19 protein-coding genes are annotated in these 20130 nt (G+C 63.9%); 1 reads left to right on the top strand and 18 read right to left on the bottom strand.

Annotated features, from left to right (window positions below):
- Positions 1 to 14: 14 nt before the first annotated feature.
- The 11 genes from hflK to ndk form a co-directional block, all read right to left on the bottom strand.
- Positions 15 to 1421 carry an FtsH protease activity modulator HflK gene (gene hflK / locus L0U84_RS06020; protein WP_233848513.1) on the bottom strand — a complete coding sequence of 469 codons (1407 nt, stop codon included), beginning with the start codon at positions 1419 to 1421 and terminating at the stop codon, positions 15 to 17.
- 49 nt (positions 1422 to 1470) lie between these two features.
- Positions 1471 to 2658, bottom strand: coding sequence for a GTPase HflX (gene hflX / locus L0U84_RS06015; protein ID WP_233848511.1), 1188 nt, complete (start codon positions 2656 to 2658; stop codon positions 1471 to 1473).
- Between the two features lie 57 nt (positions 2659 to 2715).
- Positions 2716 to 2952 carry an RNA chaperone Hfq gene (hfq, locus tag L0U84_RS06010; protein WP_006051315.1) on the bottom strand — a complete coding sequence of 79 codons (237 nt, stop codon included), beginning with the start codon at positions 2950 to 2952 and terminating at the stop codon, positions 2716 to 2718.
- Between the two features lie 175 nt (positions 2953 to 3127).
- On the bottom strand, positions 3128 to 4465 hold the full coding sequence (der, locus tag L0U84_RS06005) for a ribosome biogenesis GTPase Der (protein WP_233848508.1): 1338 nt from the start codon (positions 4463 to 4465) through the stop codon (positions 3128 to 3130).
- Positions 4466 to 4935: 470 nt separating this feature from the next.
- Positions 4936 to 6081 (bottom strand): outer membrane protein assembly factor BamB, encoded by a 1146-nt coding sequence (gene bamB, locus L0U84_RS06000; protein WP_233848475.1) that lies wholly within the window; start codon positions 6079 to 6081, stop codon positions 4936 to 4938.
- A gap of 78 nt (positions 6082 to 6159) precedes the next feature.
- Complete coding sequence (locus L0U84_RS05995; RefSeq protein WP_233848473.1) at positions 6160 to 6789, bottom strand: YfgM family protein; 630 nt, start codon at positions 6787 to 6789, stop codon at positions 6160 to 6162.
- 66 nt (positions 6790 to 6855) lie between these two features.
- Positions 6856 to 8196: a histidine--tRNA ligase gene (gene hisS / locus L0U84_RS05990; RefSeq protein WP_129959409.1), complete on the bottom strand. Its 1341-nt coding sequence runs from the start codon at positions 8194 to 8196 to the stop codon at positions 6856 to 6858.
- Positions 8197 to 8217: 21 nt separating this feature from the next.
- A complete protein-coding gene (gene ispG, locus L0U84_RS05985; RefSeq protein WP_233848471.1) occupies positions 8218 to 9534 on the bottom strand; it encodes a flavodoxin-dependent (E)-4-hydroxy-3-methylbut-2-enyl-diphosphate synthase in 1317 nt (438 codons plus the stop codon).
- An 85-nt stretch (positions 9535 to 9619) separates the two neighbouring features.
- On the bottom strand, positions 9620 to 10765 hold the full coding sequence (locus L0U84_RS05980) for a helix-turn-helix domain-containing protein (RefSeq protein ID WP_233848470.1): 1146 nt from the start codon (positions 10763 to 10765) through the stop codon (positions 9620 to 9622).
- A 206-nt stretch (positions 10766 to 10971) separates the two neighbouring features.
- Positions 10972 to 12123: a 23S rRNA (adenine(2503)-C(2))-methyltransferase RlmN gene (gene rlmN, locus L0U84_RS05975; RefSeq protein ID WP_233848469.1), complete on the bottom strand. Its 1152-nt coding sequence runs from the start codon at positions 12121 to 12123 to the stop codon at positions 10972 to 10974.
- Positions 12124 to 12339: 216 nt separating this feature from the next.
- Positions 12340 to 12765, bottom strand: a complete 426-nt coding sequence (ndk, locus tag L0U84_RS05970) for a nucleoside-diphosphate kinase (protein WP_042322811.1) — start codon at positions 12763 to 12765, stop codon at positions 12340 to 12342.
- A 269-nt stretch (positions 12766 to 13034) separates the two neighbouring features.
- Between ndk and L0U84_RS05965 the strand changes: the two genes are divergently transcribed.
- On the top strand, positions 13035 to 13733 hold the full coding sequence (locus L0U84_RS05965) for a Bax inhibitor-1/YccA family protein (RefSeq protein ID WP_018417558.1): 699 nt from the start codon (positions 13035 to 13037) through the stop codon (positions 13731 to 13733).
- Between the two features lie 147 nt (positions 13734 to 13880).
- On the opposite strand, the gene L0U84_RS05960 is transcribed toward L0U84_RS05965, so the two are convergent.
- From L0U84_RS05960 to L0U84_RS05930, 7 genes are all read right to left on the bottom strand, one after another.
- Positions 13881 to 14654, bottom strand: coding sequence for an MBL fold metallo-hydrolase (locus L0U84_RS05960; protein ID WP_233848468.1), 774 nt, complete (start codon positions 14652 to 14654; stop codon positions 13881 to 13883).
- A gap of 7 nt (positions 14655 to 14661) precedes the next feature.
- On the bottom strand, positions 14662 to 15801 hold the full coding sequence (gene bamC, locus L0U84_RS05955; protein WP_233848466.1) for an outer membrane protein assembly factor BamC: 1140 nt from the start codon (positions 15799 to 15801) through the stop codon (positions 14662 to 14664).
- Between the two features lie 123 nt (positions 15802 to 15924).
- Positions 15925 to 16842 (bottom strand): 4-hydroxy-tetrahydrodipicolinate synthase, encoded by a 918-nt coding sequence (gene dapA, locus L0U84_RS05950; protein ID WP_233848465.1) that lies wholly within the window; start codon positions 16840 to 16842, stop codon positions 15925 to 15927.
- Positions 16843 to 16885: 43 nt separating this feature from the next.
- The gene (locus tag L0U84_RS05945) at positions 16886 to 17488 is read right to left on the bottom strand and encodes a class I SAM-dependent methyltransferase (RefSeq protein ID WP_233848464.1); all 603 of its coding nucleotides are present in this window, start codon (positions 17486 to 17488) and stop codon (positions 16886 to 16888) included.
- A gap of 28 nt (positions 17489 to 17516) precedes the next feature.
- Positions 17517 to 18719, bottom strand: a complete 1203-nt coding sequence (locus L0U84_RS05940; protein WP_233848463.1) for a tryptophan--tRNA ligase — start codon at positions 18717 to 18719, stop codon at positions 17517 to 17519.
- A 6-nt stretch (positions 18720 to 18725) separates the two neighbouring features.
- Complete coding sequence (locus L0U84_RS05935; RefSeq protein WP_233848461.1) at positions 18726 to 19388, bottom strand: site-2 protease family protein; 663 nt, start codon at positions 19386 to 19388, stop codon at positions 18726 to 18728.
- A gap of 47 nt (positions 19389 to 19435) precedes the next feature.
- Entirely contained in the window at positions 19436 to 20071 is a 636-nt protein-coding gene (locus tag L0U84_RS05930; protein WP_233848458.1) for an L-threonylcarbamoyladenylate synthase, read from the bottom strand.
- Positions 20072 to 20130 lie beyond the last annotated feature (59 nt).

The following is a 20130-nucleotide window of genomic DNA, read 5'->3' as shown; positions in this document are numbered from 1 at the left end:
TTCTTGTGCGCTCCTTATTGAACGTCATCTTCGCGCAGGCGATTACGGAACGCTTCGCGCGAGCGCAGCGACGCGGCGCTCGGCCGGCTCGCCGGCGCAGGCGCGGAAGCAGCGGAACCGGATGCGCCATCGGCGGCGGAGCCTGCCGCGGCCCCGGTCTCAGCGGCCGATGTGGCCGACGGCGCAGCCGCACTCGCCGCTTGCGGCGCCGCCGCGACAGCAGGACCCGAAGCGGCGGCGCCCGCCGCCGCGGCCTGACGCTCGCGGTTCTGCTCGACGAGCCTGTCGAGCGGCAGATACAGCACGTTGTTGCCGTTCTTCGCGTCGACGAAGACCTTGGTTGCGTTCGCGTAAATCTGCTGCATGGTTTCCATGTACAGGCGGAAGCGCACGACGGCCGGCGCCTTCGCATACTGCACGTAGACCTGATTGAAGCGCTCGGCCTCGGCCTGCGCCTGCGCGACCGTGGTCTGGCTGTAGGTTTTGGCGTCCTGCACCTGACGATCGACGTCGGCTTGCGCACGCGGCAGAAGTTCGGCCGCATAAGCCTGCGCGTCGCGCTTCGCGCGTTCGTTTTCGTCGTGCACCTTGGCGGCGTCGTCGAACGCGGGTCGCACCTGCTCGGGCACCTGCACGCTCTGGATCGTCACGCCCGTGACCCCCAGGCCGGACTGGTACTGGTCGAGCGATTGCTGGATCGCCGCAATCAGCTGCTGGCGCAATGTTTCGTGATCCTGATCGAGAATATCGCTGGTGCTGTGCGCGCCGACGATGCCGCGCACCGCGGCCTGCGCGGCATGCATCACGCTCTGATCGGGATCGACGCTGCGGAACAGAAAGTCGTTGGGCTTACGCACCTGGTACTGCACGGCGAAGCGCACGTCGACGATGTCGCCGTCGTGCGTGAGCATCGCTGCTTCCTTCACGTTCGCGAGACGCACCACATTGCTGCGGCCGATCTCGACCTGGCGGATCTGCCCGACGTTGACGAACTCGTGGGACTCGAACGGATACGGCAGACGCCAATGCACGCCCTGCGCCGCGGTATAGCGATACTTGCCGAACTGCAGCACGACGGCCTCCTGGCCATCCTGCACGACGAACACGCCACTGCCGAGATAGATCGCGATCAGCACGCCGATCACGATGCCGACGCCGATGCGCGCGCCGCGGCCGTTGTCCGGACGGCCGCCGCCGACACCGCCGCCACCCTTGCGCCCGAAAACCCGCGACAGACGGCGATTGAAATCACGCCACATTTCGTCGAGATCGGGCGGACCTTCACCATCGCGCGCCGGTCGCTTCGGATCGTTCGGCCGTTGCCGGTCGCCGTTGCCGTCGCCCCGGCCCCAACGCGGATCGTTCAGTGAAAGCAAGGCGCGCATGCGCAGCCAGATACTCCGCTCGTTGTAATCGTTCACCTGTGTTCGTTCACCAGAGTAGACAGCGGGTCAGTGCAATTGGAACGGGTCAGTGCCCGAGTTCTGGAACCTTGTGGTCGTCGCGCAGTTGCGCCGTACGGTCATCTTGCGACGCATCGAGCGGCATGTCGGCAAGCGGTTCGGCTGTAGCGATTTCAGCGATGGCAGCGCGCAACGCATCCAGCCCCTGCCCGGTGCGCGCGCTCAAAAAGACGCGCGAAATATTACCATACTCGTCCCGCTCGACCGCGTCGCCACGGGCCGCCAGCTCTGGCACCGCATCGATCTTGTTGAACACCAGCACCTGACGGATCGTGTCCGCGCCGATCGCGTGCAACACCTCGTTGACCTGATCGATCTGGTCGAGCCGCACCGCGCTCGATGCATCGACGACATGCAGCAGCAGGTCCGCGTGAATGGTTTCCTCGAGCGTCGCGCGAAACGCGGCGACGAGCTGGTGCGGCAGTTCGCGAATGAAACCGACGGTATCGGACACCACCACCTGCCCCGCTTCGTCGCCCAGATACACGCGCCGCGAGGTGGTATCGAGCGTGGCGAACAACTGGTCAGCCGCATAGGCCTGCGCCTTGGTCAGCGCGTTGAAAAGCGTCGATTTACCCGCGTTCGTATAGCCGACGAGCGACACCGACATCGTCTGGTTGCGACTACGCGCGCGGCGCTGCGTGCCATGCTGGCGACGCAGCTTGTCGAGGCGGATCTTGAGCGCCTTGATGCGCTCGCCGATCAGCCGGCGGTCGGTTTCGAGCTGCGTTTCACCTGGACCGCGCAGACCGATACCGCCCTTCTGACGTTCGAGGTGGGTCCATGCGCGAATCAGCCGGGTCGACAGGTATTGCAACTGCGCGAGCTCGACCTGCAGCTTGCCTTCATGGCTGCGTGCGCGCTGCGCGAAAATGTCGAGGATCAGACTGGTGCGATCGACTACGCGCCGATTAAGCGCCCGCTCCAGATTGCGCTGCTGCGCAGGCGCCAGAGCATGGTTGAAGATCACGAGTTCGATGTCGTTCGCTTCGCAAGCAAGGCGCAATTCTTCGGCCTTGCCGCTACCGACGAACATCTTCGCGTCGGGGCTGGAACGGCGTCCGGTGACGGTGACTACGGGATTCGCACCCGCGCTTTGCGCGAGCAGGCTGAGTTCTTCGAGACTGGCTTCGAAATCGATCTTGCCGAAGTCGATGCCAACAAGCGCTGCATTGATCAAATTGGAGGGTATCAAAATGACGCGGCCGGGAATGATCGCCAACGGGCGACGCTGTGCCGGCCGCGGCGAGGGTTAGGACTGTTCGGAATCCGGGTGGAAATTCACCGGACGGGCAGGCACGACCGTCGAAATGGCATGCTTGTAGACCATCTGGGTGACCGTATTCCGGAGCAACACGACGTACTGGTCGAACGATTCGATGTTCCCTTGAAGCTTGATGCCGTTGACCAGGTAGATCGACACCGGCACATGCTCTTTACGCAGTGCGTTCAAAAACGGGTCTTGTAACAATTGCCCTTTGTTGCTCATAGCAAACTCCGTATTTTTTTGCAGGTTGACTGAATTGACGGCGAAGAAAAAGAGATCCGCCGCCAACCGCTACACTATAGCTGATTTTCATTTCGACGCGCGGGCCCGGGACCCCCGGCCAAACCCAGCGTACACGCGGGTTTCAGCCCAGGTTTAAGACCAGCGTCAGCCAGCTTCAGCCTTTATCCGCGTAAGGGTTCGTCGACGATCTGAACTCTATTCGCAATGGAGTCCCCGTCAGCTTGAAAGTTTCCCGGAAGCGATTTTCGAGGTACCGCTTATACGTGTCGGTGATCGCGTCGAGTGCATTGCCGTGAATCACGATAATCGGCGGATTCTGCCCGCCCTGGTGTGCGTAACGCAGCTTCGGACGTACCGGACCGCGACGGCGCGGCTGCTGGAACTCGACCGCCTCGATCAGCGCGCGGGTCAGTTTCGGCGTCGGCAGCTTCGACATTGCGGCCGAGTACGCGTCGTCGACCGAACGCATCAGCGGCCCGATTCCGGTTTTTTCCGCGGCGGAAATGAAATGGAATTTGGCGAAGTCCAGAAATTTTAGTTTGCGTTCGAGGTCGGCTTTGGTGCGCTCGCGCACATGCGGATCGAGACCGTCCCATTTGTTCACGCCAACCACCAGCGCCCGCCCCTGCTCGACGACGAAGCCGGCGATGTGCGCATCCTGATCCGAGATGTCCTGACGCGCGTCGAGCAGCAGGATCACGACGTTCGCATCCGATATCGACTGCAGCGTCTTCACGACCGAAAACTTTTCGATCGCCTCGAACACCTTGCCGCGGCGGCGCAGGCCGGCCGTGTCGATCAGCGTGTACGGTTTGCCGTTGCGCTCGAAATCGACGTAGATCGAGTCGCGCGTGGTGCCCGGCATGTCGAACGCGATCACGCGCTCTTCGCCGACCAGCGCATTGATCAGCGTCGACTTGCCGACGTTCGGCCGGCCGACGATCGCGATCTTCACGCCGCGCGCTTCCTTGTCTTCCTCGCTCTCTTCCGGCTGCCCGGCATACGCGACTTCGAGCGCCTCGTTGATCATGTCGGTGACGCCGTCGCCGTGCGCGGCCGAGATCGCGCGCGGGTCGCCGAGGCCCAGTTCGTAGAAGTCGGCCGCGACGTTGCTGTACTTCATGCCCTCGGCCTTGTTGACGACGAGGAAGATCGGCCGGCCGACCTTGCGCAGATAGTCGGCGATCGACTTGTCCTGCGGCGCGAGACCATTGCGGCCATCGACGATGAACACGACGACGTCCGATTCCTCGACCGCCTGGCGGGTCTGGCGCGCCATCTCGTGCAGGATGCCGTCCTTCGCGACGGGCTCGAAGCCACCGGTATCGACGACCAGATACGGCCGCTCGCCGGTGCGGCCTTCGCCGTAATGGCGATCGCGCGTGAGACCGGGCAGGTCGGCAACCAGCGCGTCACGCGAGCGCGTGAGACGGTTGAAAAGCGTGGATTTCCCCACATTGGGGCGCCCAACGAGGGCAATAACGGGTTTCATCTGATGTTGTTCACGGTGAAACGCGGGATCGCAATCGATCGCGCGCGTAGCGACGCCAGGCGGCCGCGACGCGGCGGCGTTTTGACGAAATTATCACGAATTCGGCCTGCTCCGGATGCGCGATCGATATGCGCATCCAGGCGGACGGGAGTGGGCTGCACAGACGCCACCGGGGTCGCCTGCTTCAGATCGGGCTGCTCGACGGCTGACCCGCTCGTGTTCGAGCGTGTCCTGGGTCTGCAAAGCCGCCGACGAAGCGCACGCGCCTCCTTGCATACCGGCGGGCACAGCCTCGATCCGACTTGCCGGACCAGCCCGTCCGGCGATTTCTTCTATTGAGCCTGCCCGATCTCAGGCGGCGCAGCGTGGCAACCCGAGGCTGGCGTCCCACGCCTTGGCCGACCCAGACTTCAATTTAAAAGGCGCGCGGCCGGCAAAGCCGGCCTGCGCGCCTGACACCATCTGTAGCGTCAGCGCGGACGATAACCGAACAGGCCGCCGTCGCGCGTCTGTACGACCAGCGTGTCGCCGGCCAGCACCGGCGCCGCGGTAATCGCGCTGCCGTCGGTCTTCACCCGCGCGACGAGCGTGCCGTCGGTGGTCGACAGAAAATGCACGAAGCCCTGATAGTCGCCGAACACGGCCGCGCGGCCGAGCAGCATCGGCACGCTCAGGTCGCGGTTCTTCAGCGTCTCATTCTTCCACAGTGCCGAGCCGTTGTTCACGTCGAATGCGGACACGACCGACCAGTCGTCGGCGGCGACCACGCTGCGCTCATCCTGCGCGAGGCCGCTCGTGCTCGAAAACGCCTTGCCCCACAGCGCGCGGCCCGAGTTCGCGTCGAAACAGCCAATCTGGCCCTGGAACGTCACCGCGCAAGTCTCCGACCCGACCAGCGTGGGCGGCCCGGTCACGTCGTTGATACGCTCGACTTCGGTCACACCTTTCGGATACGACACCGGAGTCTGCCAGTAGGCGTCGCCCGTCTGCAGATTGATCGCCGCGAACGAGCCGCCCGGGAAGCCGGCCAGCACGGCCGCGTCGCCCGCGAACGTCATGCCCGACGAGACGCGCAGATTCAGCGGAACCGCGCGGTTGCGGAAGTTCCACTTCTGCTCGCCGGTTTGCGCGTTGAAGGCGACGATCTGGCCGTCGATCGTGCGCACGACCACGAGGCCGTTGCCGACGAGCGGCGGCGTAATGAGCTCGCCCGGCGCCTTCGCGGTCCACAGCTGCTTGCCGTCCGCGCCGAGCACGTACACGTCGCCCTTCAGCCCGCCGACCGCGGTCAGCGTGCCATCGCTGCCGACACCCGCCGACAGATCGTCATGCAGCTTGACGCGCCACAGGTCCTTGCCAGTTTGTGCGTCGATCTTGGCGACCGTGCCGTTGGTGCCGGCAGCGTACACGGCATTGCCGACCGCAACCGGCGAGAACAGGTAGCGGCCCGCCTTGCCGACGCTCGCCGACCAGGACTGCTGCACGTCGAGCACGGGTTTGAACTCGGTGAGCGGCGTCGGCACACGGCGCTCGTCTTTCGTGGATGAGCAAGCCGCCAGCGTGAGAACGGTCATCGCACAGATAACGGGCACGGCGTAACGTTTCAGCAGATTCATCGGTGGACGAAGCATTCAGGAAATGGATTAAAGGAGACCGCCTTGCGGTCGTGGCTCGCGGCGCGCCGCGCGGGACGTTCAGCCGCCAAGCGCATCCAGCTTGAACTGGATCAGTTGGCGTGCCGAACTGTCGCTCTTCGACAGCGAGTCGAGCGCGAGCTTATAGGCCGCGCGCGCGTCGTCGCGCTTGCCCTGGGCGGCGAGCAGGTCGCCGCGGCGGTCCGCCACGACGCCCTTGAAGGCATTGGATTGCGGCTCGGCCAGCAGCGCGAGGCCCTGGTCGTAGGCCTTGTCGTCGAGCAGCAGCGATGCCATGCGCAGCTTCGCGATCTGCTTGAACTCGTCGTCCTTCGCGTGATCGATCGTCCACTGCAACTGCGCTTTGGCGCCGGCTTCATCGCCAGCGGCGTAGAGCGCCTTGGCTGCGCCGAGCGCGGTCATCTGCGCGTAGGCGGTGCGGCCGAACTTGTCTTCCATGTCGGCGGCGACGCGCGCGATCTGCGCCTTGTCGCCGCTTGCCGCGGCCTGTTGAACCTGGTCATAGAGCACCGCGGCTTCCGCGGCCTGGCGACGCTGCCAGAAATTCCAGCCATTCCAGCTCGCGCCTGCCAACAACACCACCAGCACAATCCACGTGGTCGCATTGCCCCACTGCTGCCACCATGCCTTCAGACTTTCAATCGATTCTTGTTCGTCGTGGTAACTCATCGCCCGGCGATTTCCTCTTTCTTGCTACGTGTGCGTGTCGAGCCAGCCGGCCCAACGACATCGCGATCAGTCGTCGCCGTCTTCGGCGGATGCAACCATCGCATTGATTAGATATTCGGTCAAGTCTTCGGCGGGCACGTTCTGTTGCTCGCTCTTACCGCCGTTGGCTTGCGTATCGCGCAGCGGTTTCACGCCGACCGTGCCGTTGGCGATCTCGTCTTCGCCGAGCACCACAGCAAACGCGGCGCCGCTCGCGTCGGCGCGCTTCATCTGCGACTTGAAGCTGGCCGACTGACCGTCCGCGCTGCAATGCAGGATCACGTCGAGACCGGTATCGCGCAGACGCTCGGCGATGATGAACGCCTGCTCGCGCGCCGCGTCGCCCTGATGAACCACATACACGTCGCAGCCTTCGTCTTCGGGCACGAGCTGCTCTTCTTTCAGCAGCTCGAGAATCCGCTCGACACCCATCGCCCACCCGCAAGCAGCCGTCGGCTTGCCGCCGAGCTGCTCGATCAGCGGGTCATAGCGCCCGCCCGCTGCGACCGTGCCTTGCGCGCCGAGCTTGTCGGTAACCCACTCAAACACGGTCAGATTGTAGTAATCGAGACCACGCACGAGACGCGGATTGATCGTGAACGGAAGGTTGTTCGCCTTCAGCAGACGTTGCAGGCCTTCGAAATGCGCGAGCGATTCTGCGCCGAGAAAATCGATCAGCTTCGGCGCGTTCTGCGCGACTTCCTGCAGCGCGGGATTCTTCGTATCGAGCACGCGCAGCGGGTTCGTATAGAGACGGCGCTTCGCGTCTTCGTCGAGCACGTCCATGTGCTTTTCGAGGTATGCGATCAGTTCGACGCGATGCGCGGCGCGCTCTTCAGCGAGGCCTAGCGAGTTGATTTCGAGCTTGATGCCAGTCAGTCCGAGGTCGTCCCACAGGCGCTGGCACATCATGATGATTTCCGCGTCCGCATCCGGACCCGCGAAGCCAAGGGCCTCGACGCCGACCTGGTGGAACTGGCGATAGCGGCCGCGCTGCGGACGCTCATGACGGAACATCGGGCCGACGTACCACAGGCGCTTCGGGCCGTCGTACAGCATGTTGTGCTCGATCGACGCGCGCACTACGGCCGCCGTGTTTTCCGGGCGCATCGTCAGGTTTTCGCCGTTCAATGCGTCGGTGAAGCTGTACATCTCTTTTTCGACGATGTCGGTCACTTCGCCGATGCCGCGCGTGAACAGCTGCGTATGCTCGACGATCGGCGTGCGGATATTCTGGTATCCGTACGAACGCAGCATCGACTTGACGGTGGTTTCGAAAAATTCCCAGAGCCCGGCTTCCTGCGGAAGGATGTCGTTCATGCCCTTCACGCCGGACAGCTTCTCGAGCTTTTTCTTCTGTTCAGTCATCTGTGTTTCGATAGCCGCTATTTAGTTGAGCGCGTCGGCGCGGCCATAGCGGCGCTCGACGTAGTCGCTCACGATTTGCTGGAATTCTTGCGCGATGTTCTCGCCGCGCAGCGTCTTCACTTTCTCGCCGTCGATGAACACCGGCGCGGCCGGGTTCTCGCCCGAGCCCGGCAGGCTGATACCGATGTTGGCCTGCTTCGACTCGCCTGGCCCGTTGACGATGCAGCCCATCACCGCGACGTGCATCGTTTCGACGCCAGGATACTGGTCGCGCCACATCGGCATCTGCTGACGCAGATAGGTCTGGATCTGCGACGCGAGTTCCTGGAACAGCGTGCTCGTGGTGCGGCCGCAGCCCGGGCACGCGATCACCATCGGCGTGAACGAGCGCAGGCCCATGGTCTGCAGGATTTCCTGTCCGACGATCACTTCGCCGGTGCGCGATGCGCCCGGTTCCGGCGTCAGCGAAATACGGATCGTGTCACCGATGCCCTGCTGCAGAAGAACCGAAAGAGCCGCGGTCGACGCAACGATGCCCTTCGAGCCCATGCCTGCTTCCGTGAGGCCAAGATGCAGCGCGAAGTCGCAACGGCGCGCGAGTTCGCGGTACACCGCGATCAGATCCTGCACGCCGCTGACCTTACACGACAGGATGATCTGGTCGCGCCCGAGGCCGAGTTCGACCGCGCGCTCAGCCGAGCCGATCGCCGACTGGATCAGCGCTTCGTACATCACGCTTTGTGCTTCCCACGGGGTAGCGCGCGACGCATTCTCGTCCATCATCTTCGCGAGCAAGTCCTGGTCGAGACTGCCCCAGTTCACGCCGATGCGCACCGGCTTGTCGTACTTGACCGCCGCCTCGATCATCTGCGCGAACTGCGTGTCGCGCTTCGCGCCGTGCCCGACGTTGCCCGGATTGATCCGGTACTTCGACAGCGATTCCGCGCAGCCCGGAAAGTCGCGCAGCAGCAGGTGTCCGTTGTAATGGAAGTCGCCGACGAGCGGCACCGTCACGCCCATGCGGTCGAGTTGCTCACGGACTGCCGGCACAGCCGCCGCCGCTTCCGGCGTATTCACGGTGATACGCACCAGCTCGGAACCGGCTTGCGCCAGCTCCTTGATCTGGATGGCGGTGCCGATTGCGTCGGCGGTGTCGGTGTTGGTCATCGACTGCACGCGCACCGGCGCATCGCCGCCGATCGTCACGAGCTGGCCGCCCCAGCGGACGTTGACCGCATGCGACTTGCGCCGCGTCGCCGGCCCCCCGAACACTGGCTCGTCTGAAACGATCTTGCTACAGGATTGGGATTGAGCTTCGGTTTGCATCGAAAAACCCATTTACGCCGCACGCGCTATGCAAAAACGCAGCGCCTGAATTGAAAAAGCGCCGCGGACCGGTTGGCCGCGGCGCGTACCATGTCTATCAAGGCAGCGCGAAGCGCGCCACATTGCCCTTGGCTGCCGAATATTTCGACGGATCGACCGGCTGGCCGTCGAGCGTCACCGATTCGAGACCTGCCTTGTTGCCGACCGTAACCTTGAACGGACCGACGCCCGTCACTTCCTTCGGGTCGCCCGCATGCACGAGCCCGGAGAACAGTTCCTTGCCGCTCTTGTCGCGCACGCTGAACCAGCTGTCCTGAGTCACGCGCAGTGCGACGACCGCCTCGCCGGGTGCTGGCGTGACCGCCGGTGCCGACGCGTTCGCCACGACCACCGGTGCACTCGCGGTATCCGTCGCGACCTGAGCCTGAGCCTGCGAGCCAGCCTTCGGTGCCACTGCCGTCGGTGCTGGAGTTGCCGCCGCTGGATTCGCTGCCGGCGCCGAGCCCGGCGCGGCGCCGGTGGCAAGCGGCGCAGGCATCGGCGTTGCCGACGCGGACGCCGCATTATCCGCGCTCGCCGCGTTATCCGCTGTGGCCGCCGCGTCCGTCGCCGATGCGCCTTCCGCTGCCGATGTCGCTGGACCTTGCGCAACCGCGCCCGACGCCGCCGTGTCGCTGCTTGTCGAACTATTCGCGCTTGCCTTCAGGCGCGCGAGCCACGCGGACGAATCGCCGCCATTGGTACGCCACATGCCGAGCGCGATGACCGCGACGATGATCGCCGCAACGCCCCATAGCCACGAACGGCTCTTGTGCCCGCTGTCGCCGAGCGATAGCGAAACCTTGCCGCGCGGCAGATCCTTGCCCGATGACGCCGGCATCGACAGATTCGGCGCCGGCACACCCTTCTCGCGCCGCAGCGCCGCCGTAAAAGGCGCCGGATCGGCGCCAAGCATTTTCGCGTAGCTGCGCACGACCCCGAGTGCGAACGTCGTGTCCGGCAGATGGCTGACGTCGCCCGCCTCGAGCGCGCTCAGCTTGACGACCGACACCTTCAGCCGCGCCGACACGTCCTCGATCGTCCAGCCTTTCGACTCGCGCAACTGGGTCAAGCGCGCGCCAACCGCCGCCAACGAATCGAGTGCCGGTTGCACGACAGGCTGGACCACCGCCCGTGCAATCGGTGCCGGATGGCCATCGTTCGTGTCTGTCTCGTGCGGCTGCGGGTGCTGCGGCTCACTCATCCCAAATCCTTTCGCGTCGATTCTTTTAATCGTGCGACTGGACGGGCTCGAGCCTCACGTCCAAATCGCAGACCGTTTATAACAAAATGTGCGGCTTTGTGTGCCGCTCCCGATCGATTCTGCAAACTTTCTTTTCAATCGCCGGTGGCATAGGAGCACTTTTTGCGCTCGCGACACCTTCCGCCATGCCCTGCCGCCCCGCGCGATTACACGGCGCGAACTTCGATCACCTTCGCCGCCTTCCCGGTGCGCTCAGCAAGACGCGTGCGGTCTTTCACCGCGCCGGCCAGCTGACCGCAGGCAGCATCGATATCGTCGCCGCGGGTCTTGCGCACGGTGGTGACGACGCCAGCGTCCATCAACACCTGCGCAAACCGCTTGATCCGTTCCGGCTTCGAGCGGATGAGGCCCGATTCGGGGAACGGATTGAACGGAATCAGATTGAACTTGCACGGCACGTTGCGCGTGACGGCGAGCAGCTCGCGCGCGTGCGCCTCGCTGTCGTTCACGCCATCGAGCATGCAATATTCGAATGTAATGAAATCGCGCGGCGCGACCTTCAGATAGCGTTCGCACGCCGCCATCAGCTCGCGCAACGGATACTTTTTATTCAACGGCACCAATTCGTCGCGCAACGCATCGTTCGACGCATGCAGCGACACCGCGAGCGCCACAGGCAGATCGGCGCCGAGCCGGTCCATCATCGGTACGACGCCCGAGGTGGACAGCGTCACGCGCCGGCGCGACAGGCCGTACGCGTTGTCGTCCAGCATCAGGCGCATGGCCGGCACGACCGCGTCGTAATTGAGGAGCGGCTCGCCCATGCCCATCATCACGACGTTCGTGACGACGCGTTCACCCTTGCCGTCGCCGCCCATCGCGCGGCCACCCGCATCGCCGCGAGACGCGCGCAGCGCGAACTCCGCCATGCGCAACTGGCCGATGATTTCACCGGTGGTGAGATTGCGGGAGAACCCCTGCTTGCCGGTCGAGCAGAACCGGCAGTTGACCGCGCACCCGGCCTGCGACGAGACACACAGCGTGCCGCGCGTTTCTTCGGGGATGTACACGGTTTCAACAGCATTGCCGTTACCGACGTCGATCAGCCACTTGCGTGTGCCGTCCGACGAAACATGGTCGCTGACGATGCCCGGCATCGCGATCGTGGCGCGCCCTTTGAGCTTTTCGCGCAAGGACTTCGCGAGATCGGTCATGCCGTCGAAGTCGGCAGCGTTGTATTGGTGAATCCAGCGCTGCAATTGCTTGGCGCGAAACGGTTTCTCGCCCAGGCTGTCGCAGTAGGCGACAAGCCCTTGGGCGTCGAGGTCGAGAAGGTTGACGGAGGGACTGCTCGTCATATCGAATCCTGCCATTTCAGTGCGAGACTACGTTCATGCAACAAGCTGCATGAACGCCATGCCGTTCGCGCCCATTCCTGCTGCTTTTACCTTACTACTTTGCCGTGCACCGCGCGCGATTCATGCGATAAAACAATTCGGCCGCACGAACGCGCTACGCAAAAGACGGCTTGCGATACGCGGCCAAGATCAGTACCTGACCTCAGCGCGAGGCGCTCAACGCGAGTAGACGTTGACTTGGGGGAAGAAGAACGCGATTTCGACCGCGGCCGTTTCCGCTGCGTCCGAGCCGTGCACCGCGTTGGCGTCGATGCTGTCGGCGAAGTCGGCGCGGATCGTGCCCTTCTCTGCCTTCTTCGGGTCCGTCGCACCCATCAGGTCACGGTGCTTCAGGATCGCGTTTTCGCCTTCCAGCGCTTGCACGACCACCGGACCCGAGATCATGAATTCGACGAGGTCCTTGAAGAACGGTCGTGCTGCGTGCACGGCGTAGAACTTCTCGGCGTCAGCACGCGACAGATGAACCATGCGCGATGCCACGATCTTCAGACCAGCGTTTTCGAAACGGGTGTAGATCTGGCCGATCACGTTCTTGGCCACTGCGTCCGGCTTGATAATCGACAGGGTGCGTTCGATCGCCATAAAAACTCCAAAAAATTAAGAGGTTACAGATTCAAATGAATCCGCAATTGTAGCATGTTCCGGTGTATCATTGCGATTGAACCCTTACAACGCTGAAAGAATCAAAGCAAAGGGCGCGAAATACTGGTAGCGTAGGTCATGTAGGCGACCGGAGGGTATTGAAACTCCGTGCCGCCGCGCTAATCTTACGGATGAACGGTGCGCCCGCCGGCGCTTCGCAGATTGCCGTATCACCATCACGAAACACGCTTTCGAGGTAAGGAGAGACCATGAACGAACATCCGTATATGTTTGGCCGCAACGGCGCGGTCAGCACGGTCGAAACACGCAACCGCGTGCTACGGAACACCTACTGGCTGCTCGCGCTGTCCATGATTCCGACCGTGCTCGGCGCGTGGGTCGGCCTTGCCACCGGCTTCTCGCTGTTCGCGGCCACCAGCCCCGCCATGAGCATGCTGGCGTTCTTCGCGATCGCCTTCGGCTTCATGTTCGCGATCCAGCGCACCAAGGACAGCGCCGTCGGCGTCTTCGTACTGCTCGGCTTCACGTTCTTCATGGGGCTGATGCTGTCGCGCATTCTCGCGTTCGTGCTCGGCTTCTCGAACGGCCCGTCGCTGATCATGCTCGCGTTTGGTGGCACTGGTGTGATCTTCGCGGCCATGGCGACCATCGCTACGGTCAGCAAGCGCGACTTCTCGGGTCTGGGCAAGTGGCTCTTCATGGGCGTGATCGTGATCCTGCTCGCTTCGGTCGCGAACGTATTCCTGCAACTGCCGGCACTGATGCTGACGGTTTCGGTCATGGCAATCGTGATCTTTTCCGCCTACATCATGTTCGACGTGCAGCGCGTCGTGAACGGCGGCGAGACGAACTACATCACCGCGACGCTCGCGATCTACCTGGACCTGTATAACGTGTTCGTCAACCTGCTTGCGCTGCTCGGCATTTTCGGCGGCAACCGCAATTAAGCCTGGCCGGTCGCGCGGCGTACTCCACGCCGCGCTCGACACTCAATGCAAAAGCCCATAACGATTACTCGTTATGGGCTTTTTTCATTACATTGACCAGCTGATGCGCGCCGCGCGGCGCGCCCGGAAGTCAACGCGGCGCGACAGTCACAGCGTCAACCATTCGAACCCTTCGCTCTGCGACGCAACCACCACCTCCGTGGGAGCCGCGCCAAGCACGCCCGCCAGCGCCGCCCGTGCGAGTTCCGGCAGATTGTTCTGCTGGCTCAGATGCGCGGCGACCAGATGCCGCAAACGCGAGCGGTCGAGCGACGCCAGGATTTCAGCTGCCGCGTCATTGTTCAGATGCCCGTGATTGCCGCCGATACGCGCCTTCAGCGACGGCGGGTAACGACTGCCCGCGAGCATCTGCACGTCGTGATTGCATTCGAGCACGAGCGCGTCGCAGCCGCTTAGCACCGCGCTGATATGCGGCGTGGACGTGCCCACGTCGGTGAGCACGCCGAGTCGGCTCGCCCCGTTCGAGAACACGTATTGCAGCGGTTCGCGGGCGTCGTGCGGAACGGTATAAGGAAGGACGCTGAGCTCGCCGATCGCTACCGTCTCGTCGCCCCACAGCACCTGCAGGTCGACATCAGCTTCGTCAGCGCCCACCGCGCGCGCGGTGCCCCAGCTCATGTACAGCGGAATCGACCACTTGCGCGCCAGCGTCAATGCGCTGCCGATGTGGTCGCTATGTTCATGCGTAATCAGGATTGCGTCGAGGTGCTCGGCGCTCGCGCCGAGCCGGGCGAGACGCCGCTCGACTTCGCGCGCGGAAAAACCGCAATCGAGCAGCACCCGCGTGGTGACCGCACCGCTGTGCGCCTCCACCAGCAGCGCGTTGCCTTCGCTGCCGCTGCCGAGACTTGCGAAACGCACGCCCCGCCTAGTTCAGTTGCGCGTGCAGCAGCGACACGATGCGCTGTGCGTCCGACGATGTGTCGATCTGCCCATTCGCGTCGACGACCGCAACCTGCGTCACCGCGTCGCCCTTCGCGCGCACGTTGACGAGAAATTCCTGGCCCGGCTTGCGCGTCGAATTGCCGCTGTAGAACAGTTTGCCGAACAGGCCTTCCTTCTTCAGCTCCTGCATCGAATCCGCGTAGCGCACGTAGTAGATGCCCTTCTCGCGATCGCGGTTGTCGACCGTGAAGTTGGTGCGATCGAGCGCGAGGCCCACACGCAGCCAGGCGCGGTCGAACGACTCTTGCAGATCCAGTGTCGACGCGCCAGCGCTCTGCTCGATCGTGGCCGGCGCGACGGCCGGGCGTGCGTCAGTCAGCAATTGCTTCGACTGCGCGTCGGTCAGGCCGAACTTCTGCATCAGCTTGGCGAGGAATAGCGCCTCCAGCGCCGGGTCGCGCGGACGCTCTTCCCAGCGCGAAGATGTCTTGTCCTGACCGGTCATCACTTCTTCCATCGCGCTATGCGTGATCGAGATATCGGTCGCGTTGTCCGGACCGCGCGACACCAGCGTGCGGAAACTGTCGCGAGTGCCCGACGAGTAGGCAAAGTCGATGACCTTGCCGACCGTGCGGCGGAACCAGTCGTCCGGAATGTTCGCGCGATTCTCCGCCCAGTCGGTCGTCATGATGCCGGTGGCCGGTGCGTCGGTCTTCAGCACGAAGCCGTTCTCCTGCCAGAACTCCTGCAGCTGCGGCCACAGCTGTTCCGGCGAGCGGCCGTCCACCACGAGCCAGCGGCGGTCGCCGTCGCGCTCGATATGCATACCGAGCGGATCCTGCGCGGTCGGCTGGCCTTCGGTCGCGTTGCCGGCGGCCGTGACAGCGCGCGTCGGCGCGCCGCCGAGCGCCAGATTGGCGGGCGGCGCCACATAGCGCTGGTCGTTCGGCGACGTGCTCAGATCGCTCGGCACGGCGAGCGGCGGCGCAATCGGAGTGGCCTTGTAGTCGACGCGGTCCGACGAGAACCAGTCATTCAGCGTGTCACAGCCGGCGAGCGTCGACAGGGCAAGCGCCAGCGCCGCCATGCGGGTTGCGTGGAGGGAAAGTGCGGAACGTTTCATGAGGTCCTTCGTGATGCTGGAACGCGATGCCTCGTTCGGTCTGCCGGGAACGTGGGCTGAAGCGACGTCGGTTAATGAAATGCCGGTGGCGGTCTTGCGTGAGCGGCTGGACGGGCGGGCCGTTCAGCCGAGCAGGCCCGCTTCGCGCAGCGCGCCGCGCACCACTTCGTGGTATTGCGCGTCGAGCGGAGTGAGCGGCAGGCGGATGCCGCCCTGCACACGCCCCAGTTGCTGCAGCGCCCACTTCGCCGGAATCGGATTCGCTTCGGCAAACAGGTATTTGTGCAGCGACAGGAGTTTCAGATGAATGTCGCGCGCGGTTTTCACGTCCGCGGCGAGCGCGGCCTTGCACAGCTCGCTCATGGCTCGCGGCGCGACATTCGCGGTGACCGAGATATTGCCGTGGCCGCCCAGCAGCATCAGCGCGATCGCGGTGGGATCGTCGCCGCTATAGATGCCGAAGTTCGCCGGCGCCGACTTGATCAGATGCGCCGCGCGGTCGATGTTGCCCGTGGCTTCCTTCACGCCGACGATCCCCGGCACCTGCGCGCAGCGCAGGATGGTCTCGTTGCTCATATCGGCGACGGTACGGCCCGGCACGTTGTACAGGATCACCGGCAGATCGACGCTTTCGGCGATCTTCGTGAAATGGCGGTAGATGCCTTCCTGGGTCGGCTTGTTGTAGTACGGCACGACCTGCAGCGTGGCATCCGCGCCGACGTCCTTCGCGTGCTGCGTGAGTTCGATCGCTTCAGCGGTGGAGTTGGCACCCGCGCCCGCGATGACCGGAATCCGGCCAGCGGTGTGCTCGACCGCGGTCTTGACCATCAGCACGTGTTCTTCGACCGACAGCGTGGCTGACTCGCCGCTCGTGCCGACCACGACGAGCGCATTCGTGCCTTCCTCGACGTGCCAGTCGATCAGCTTGCGAAACGCCGGCAGATCGAGGCTGCCGTCTTCGAGCATCGGGGTGATGATGGCAGGAATGCTGCCGCGGATCTGAACGCCGTCCTGGTGACCGCTGTGGTTGCCGTTAGTCATGAAACGCCATGAATTTGATCAGGTAAACCGCGATTGTAGCGGATTAGCCAGCCAACTCGTAACAAGGTGGCGCTGTTGTACTTGCGCGATCGTCCGCCCGGGTCCCTTCCCGAACCGAGCAGATGCGCTGAACGTACGCCGGACGCGGCTCGGCGAGAAATCCGTCCTGAAATGCAATCACCCGTAGCTGGCCCCGGACGGTGTCGAGCAGCTCGCCAGGCGCGAGCAAAAACGCCGGATTGGAGGGTTTGCCGACGCTTTCGTTTCCTTGCGCGAAGGTCTCGTAAACCAGTACGCCGCCGGGCGCGAGCGCGCGCAGCAACTGCGGAAAAAGCGGCCGGTGCAGATAATTGGTGACCACGACGGCGGCGAACACCGCATCACCCGGCAAAGGCCACGGCGCGCCTTCGAGATCGGCCAGTAGCGGCGTGACGAGCGGAGTGTCACGCAGCAGGTCGAGGGCAGCCGCGTCGCGATCGATTGCGGTGACCGGATGGCCGAGCGACGCAAAAAAGCGCGCGTGCCGTCCGGCCCCCGACGCAACGTCGAGCACCGCGCCGCCCGGCGCGATCAGGTGCGCCCAGTGACGCACCCAACCCGACGGTTCACCCAGGCCATGCAAGCCACTGGTCAAGGGCGAGTTCATCGTTGCGGTACGGCGCCTCGAGTGCGCATTAGTTGTACGACAGCCCCATCGCCTCGCGGACGTCGCGCATCGTTTCGGTCGCGAAGCGGCGTGCCTTGTCGCAGCCGTCGGCGACGATCGCGCGCAACAGCGACGGGTCGTCCATGTACTTCTGCGCGCGCTCGAGCATCGGCTGCTGCTCACGCAGAATCCCTTCGATGACCGGCTGCTTGCAATCGAGACAGCCGATGCCCGCCGAGCGGCAGCCCTTTTGCACCCACTCGTGGGTCGCTTCGTCGGTATAGACCTGATGCAGTTGCCACACCGGGCACTTGTCCGGATCGCCCGGATCGGTGCGGCGCACGCGCGCGGGGTCGGTCGGCATCGTGCGAACCTTCTTCGTGATCGTTTCCGCGTCTTCGCGCAGGCCGATCGTGTTGCCGTACGACTTCGACATCTTCTGGCCATCCAGACCCGGCATGCGCGACGCCTCGGTCAGCATCGCCTGCGGCTCGACGAGAATGATCTTGCGCGAACCTTCGAGATAACCGAACAGGCGCTCGCGATCGCTCATCGACAGGCTTTGCGATTCCTGCAGCATCGCCCGCGCGCGTTCGAGCGCTTCGTCGTCGCCTTCCTGCTGATACGCGTTGCGCAGCTCGTGATAGAGCTTCGAGCGCTTGCCGCCGAGCTTCTTCGCGGCTTCGTTCGCCTTCTCCTCGAAGCCCGGCTCGCGGCCGTACAGGTAGTTGAAACGGCGCGCGATTTCGCGCGTCATCTCGACGTGCGGCACCTGGTCCTCACCGACCGGCACGAGCGAGCCGCGATAAAGGAGAATGTCCGCCGCCATCAGCACCGGATAGCCGAGGAAGCCGTAGGTGGACAGGTCCCTGTCCTTCAGCTTTTCCATCTGCTCCTTGTAGGTCGGCACGCGTTCGAGCCAGCCGAGCGGCGTGCTCATGCCGAGCAGCAGCGCGAGCTCCGCATGCTCGGGCACCTTGCTCTGGATGAACAGCGTCGCCTGGGCCGGATCGATGCCGGAAGCAAGCCAGTCGATCAGCACGTCCCACACGTTCTTTTCGATCACTTCGGGCGTTTCGTAGTGCGTCGTCAGCGCGTGCCAGTCGACCACGCAGAAGAAGCATGGATACTCGGACTGCAGCCGCACCCAGTTTTTCAGCACGCCGTGATAGTGGCCGAGGTGCAGCGACCCGGTGGGCCGCATGCCGGAGAAGATACGGTCTGGGAACATGGTTATTTAGAAAAGCGAAACAAGTGGAGTCAGAATTGCGGTCATCGCGCTATAGCCGAGCGTAACGAGAGGCTTCAACCAGAAACGCGTGAGCGTACCCGTCATAACGAGCGCCATCACGATGAAAAAGCCGTACGGCTCGAGCCGCGACAACGCGATCGATTGCTTCGGCGGCAACAGCGCCATCACCACGCGGCCGCCATCGAGCGGCGGCAGCGGAAACAGGTTCAGCACGCCGAGTACGAGATTGACGCCGACGCCCGCGCCCGCCATGCGCGTGAAAAACGGTTCGTTGACATTGAACACCGCGAGCGCAACGCCGAACACGCCCCAGAGCAGCGCCTGGACGAAATTGCACGCCGGCCCGGCCGCCGCGACCCATAGGCTGCCCCAGCGCGGATTGCGCAGATTGCCGAACGCGACCGGCACCGGCTTCGCATAGCCGAACATGAACGCGCCGCTCGTCGCGAAGTACAGCAGCAACGGAATGGCGATCGTGCCGAGCGGATCGATGTGCCGCATAGGGTTGAGCGACACGCGGCCGAGCACGTACGCGGTGTTGTCGCCGAGCCAGCGCGCGACGTAGCCGTGCGCGGCCTCGTGCAGCGTGATCGCGAAGATCACCGGCAGCGCGTACACCGCAATCGTCTGTATCAGGGAAGAATCCATAACTCGCTATTGTAACAACGCGCTCGCGGGCGTTTGTCCGCTTTCGCTCAAGCTGTTTCCTCGAGGCCGAACGGCTCGAGCGGGCCGCGCCCTGCCCGCACCAGCACCGGCTCCGAACCGGTCAGATCGATCACGGTGGACGGCTCGCACACGCACGCGCCGCCGTCGATCACCAGATCGAGCTGCTTTTCGAGCCGCGCGCGGATTTCCTCGGGGTCGTTCAGCGGCTCGGTTTCGCCGGGCATGATCAGCGTCGAGCCGAGCAGCGGCTGACCGAGCTCCTCGAGAATCGCGAGCGTGATCGTATGATCCGGCACACGCAGGCCGATCGTCTTGCGCGACGGATGCGACACGCGCCGCGGCACTTCCTTGGTGGCCTGCAACACGAACACGTACGGCCCCGGGGTCACCGATTTAAGCAGCCGATACTGCCAGTTGTCCACCACCGCAAAATTGGCGAGCTCCGACAGATCGCGCACGAGCAGCGACAGCAGCTGCTTTTCATCGAGTCCGCGGATACGCCGCAGACGCTCGACCGCATCCTTGTCGTCGAGACGGCAGGCGAGCGCGTAGGTCGAATCGGTCGGCAATGCGACCACGCCGCCGTCGTTGATGATCTGCGCGGCCTGCTTGACGAGGCGCGGCTGCGGATTGTCGGGATGAAGCCGAAAGTATTGGGACATGGAGACTCACGATGGCGGCAGACGAACTGCGGCGGATGGGCCGCGGCGAACAGAGCGCG

The organism is Paraburkholderia sp. HD33-4 (assembly GCF_021390635.1).
Taxonomy (GTDB): domain Bacteria; phylum Pseudomonadota; class Gammaproteobacteria; order Burkholderiales; family Burkholderiaceae; genus Paraburkholderia.
The sequence above is the reverse complement of the archived record's forward strand: the minus strand, read 5'-3'. Positions and strand labels throughout refer to the sequence as shown.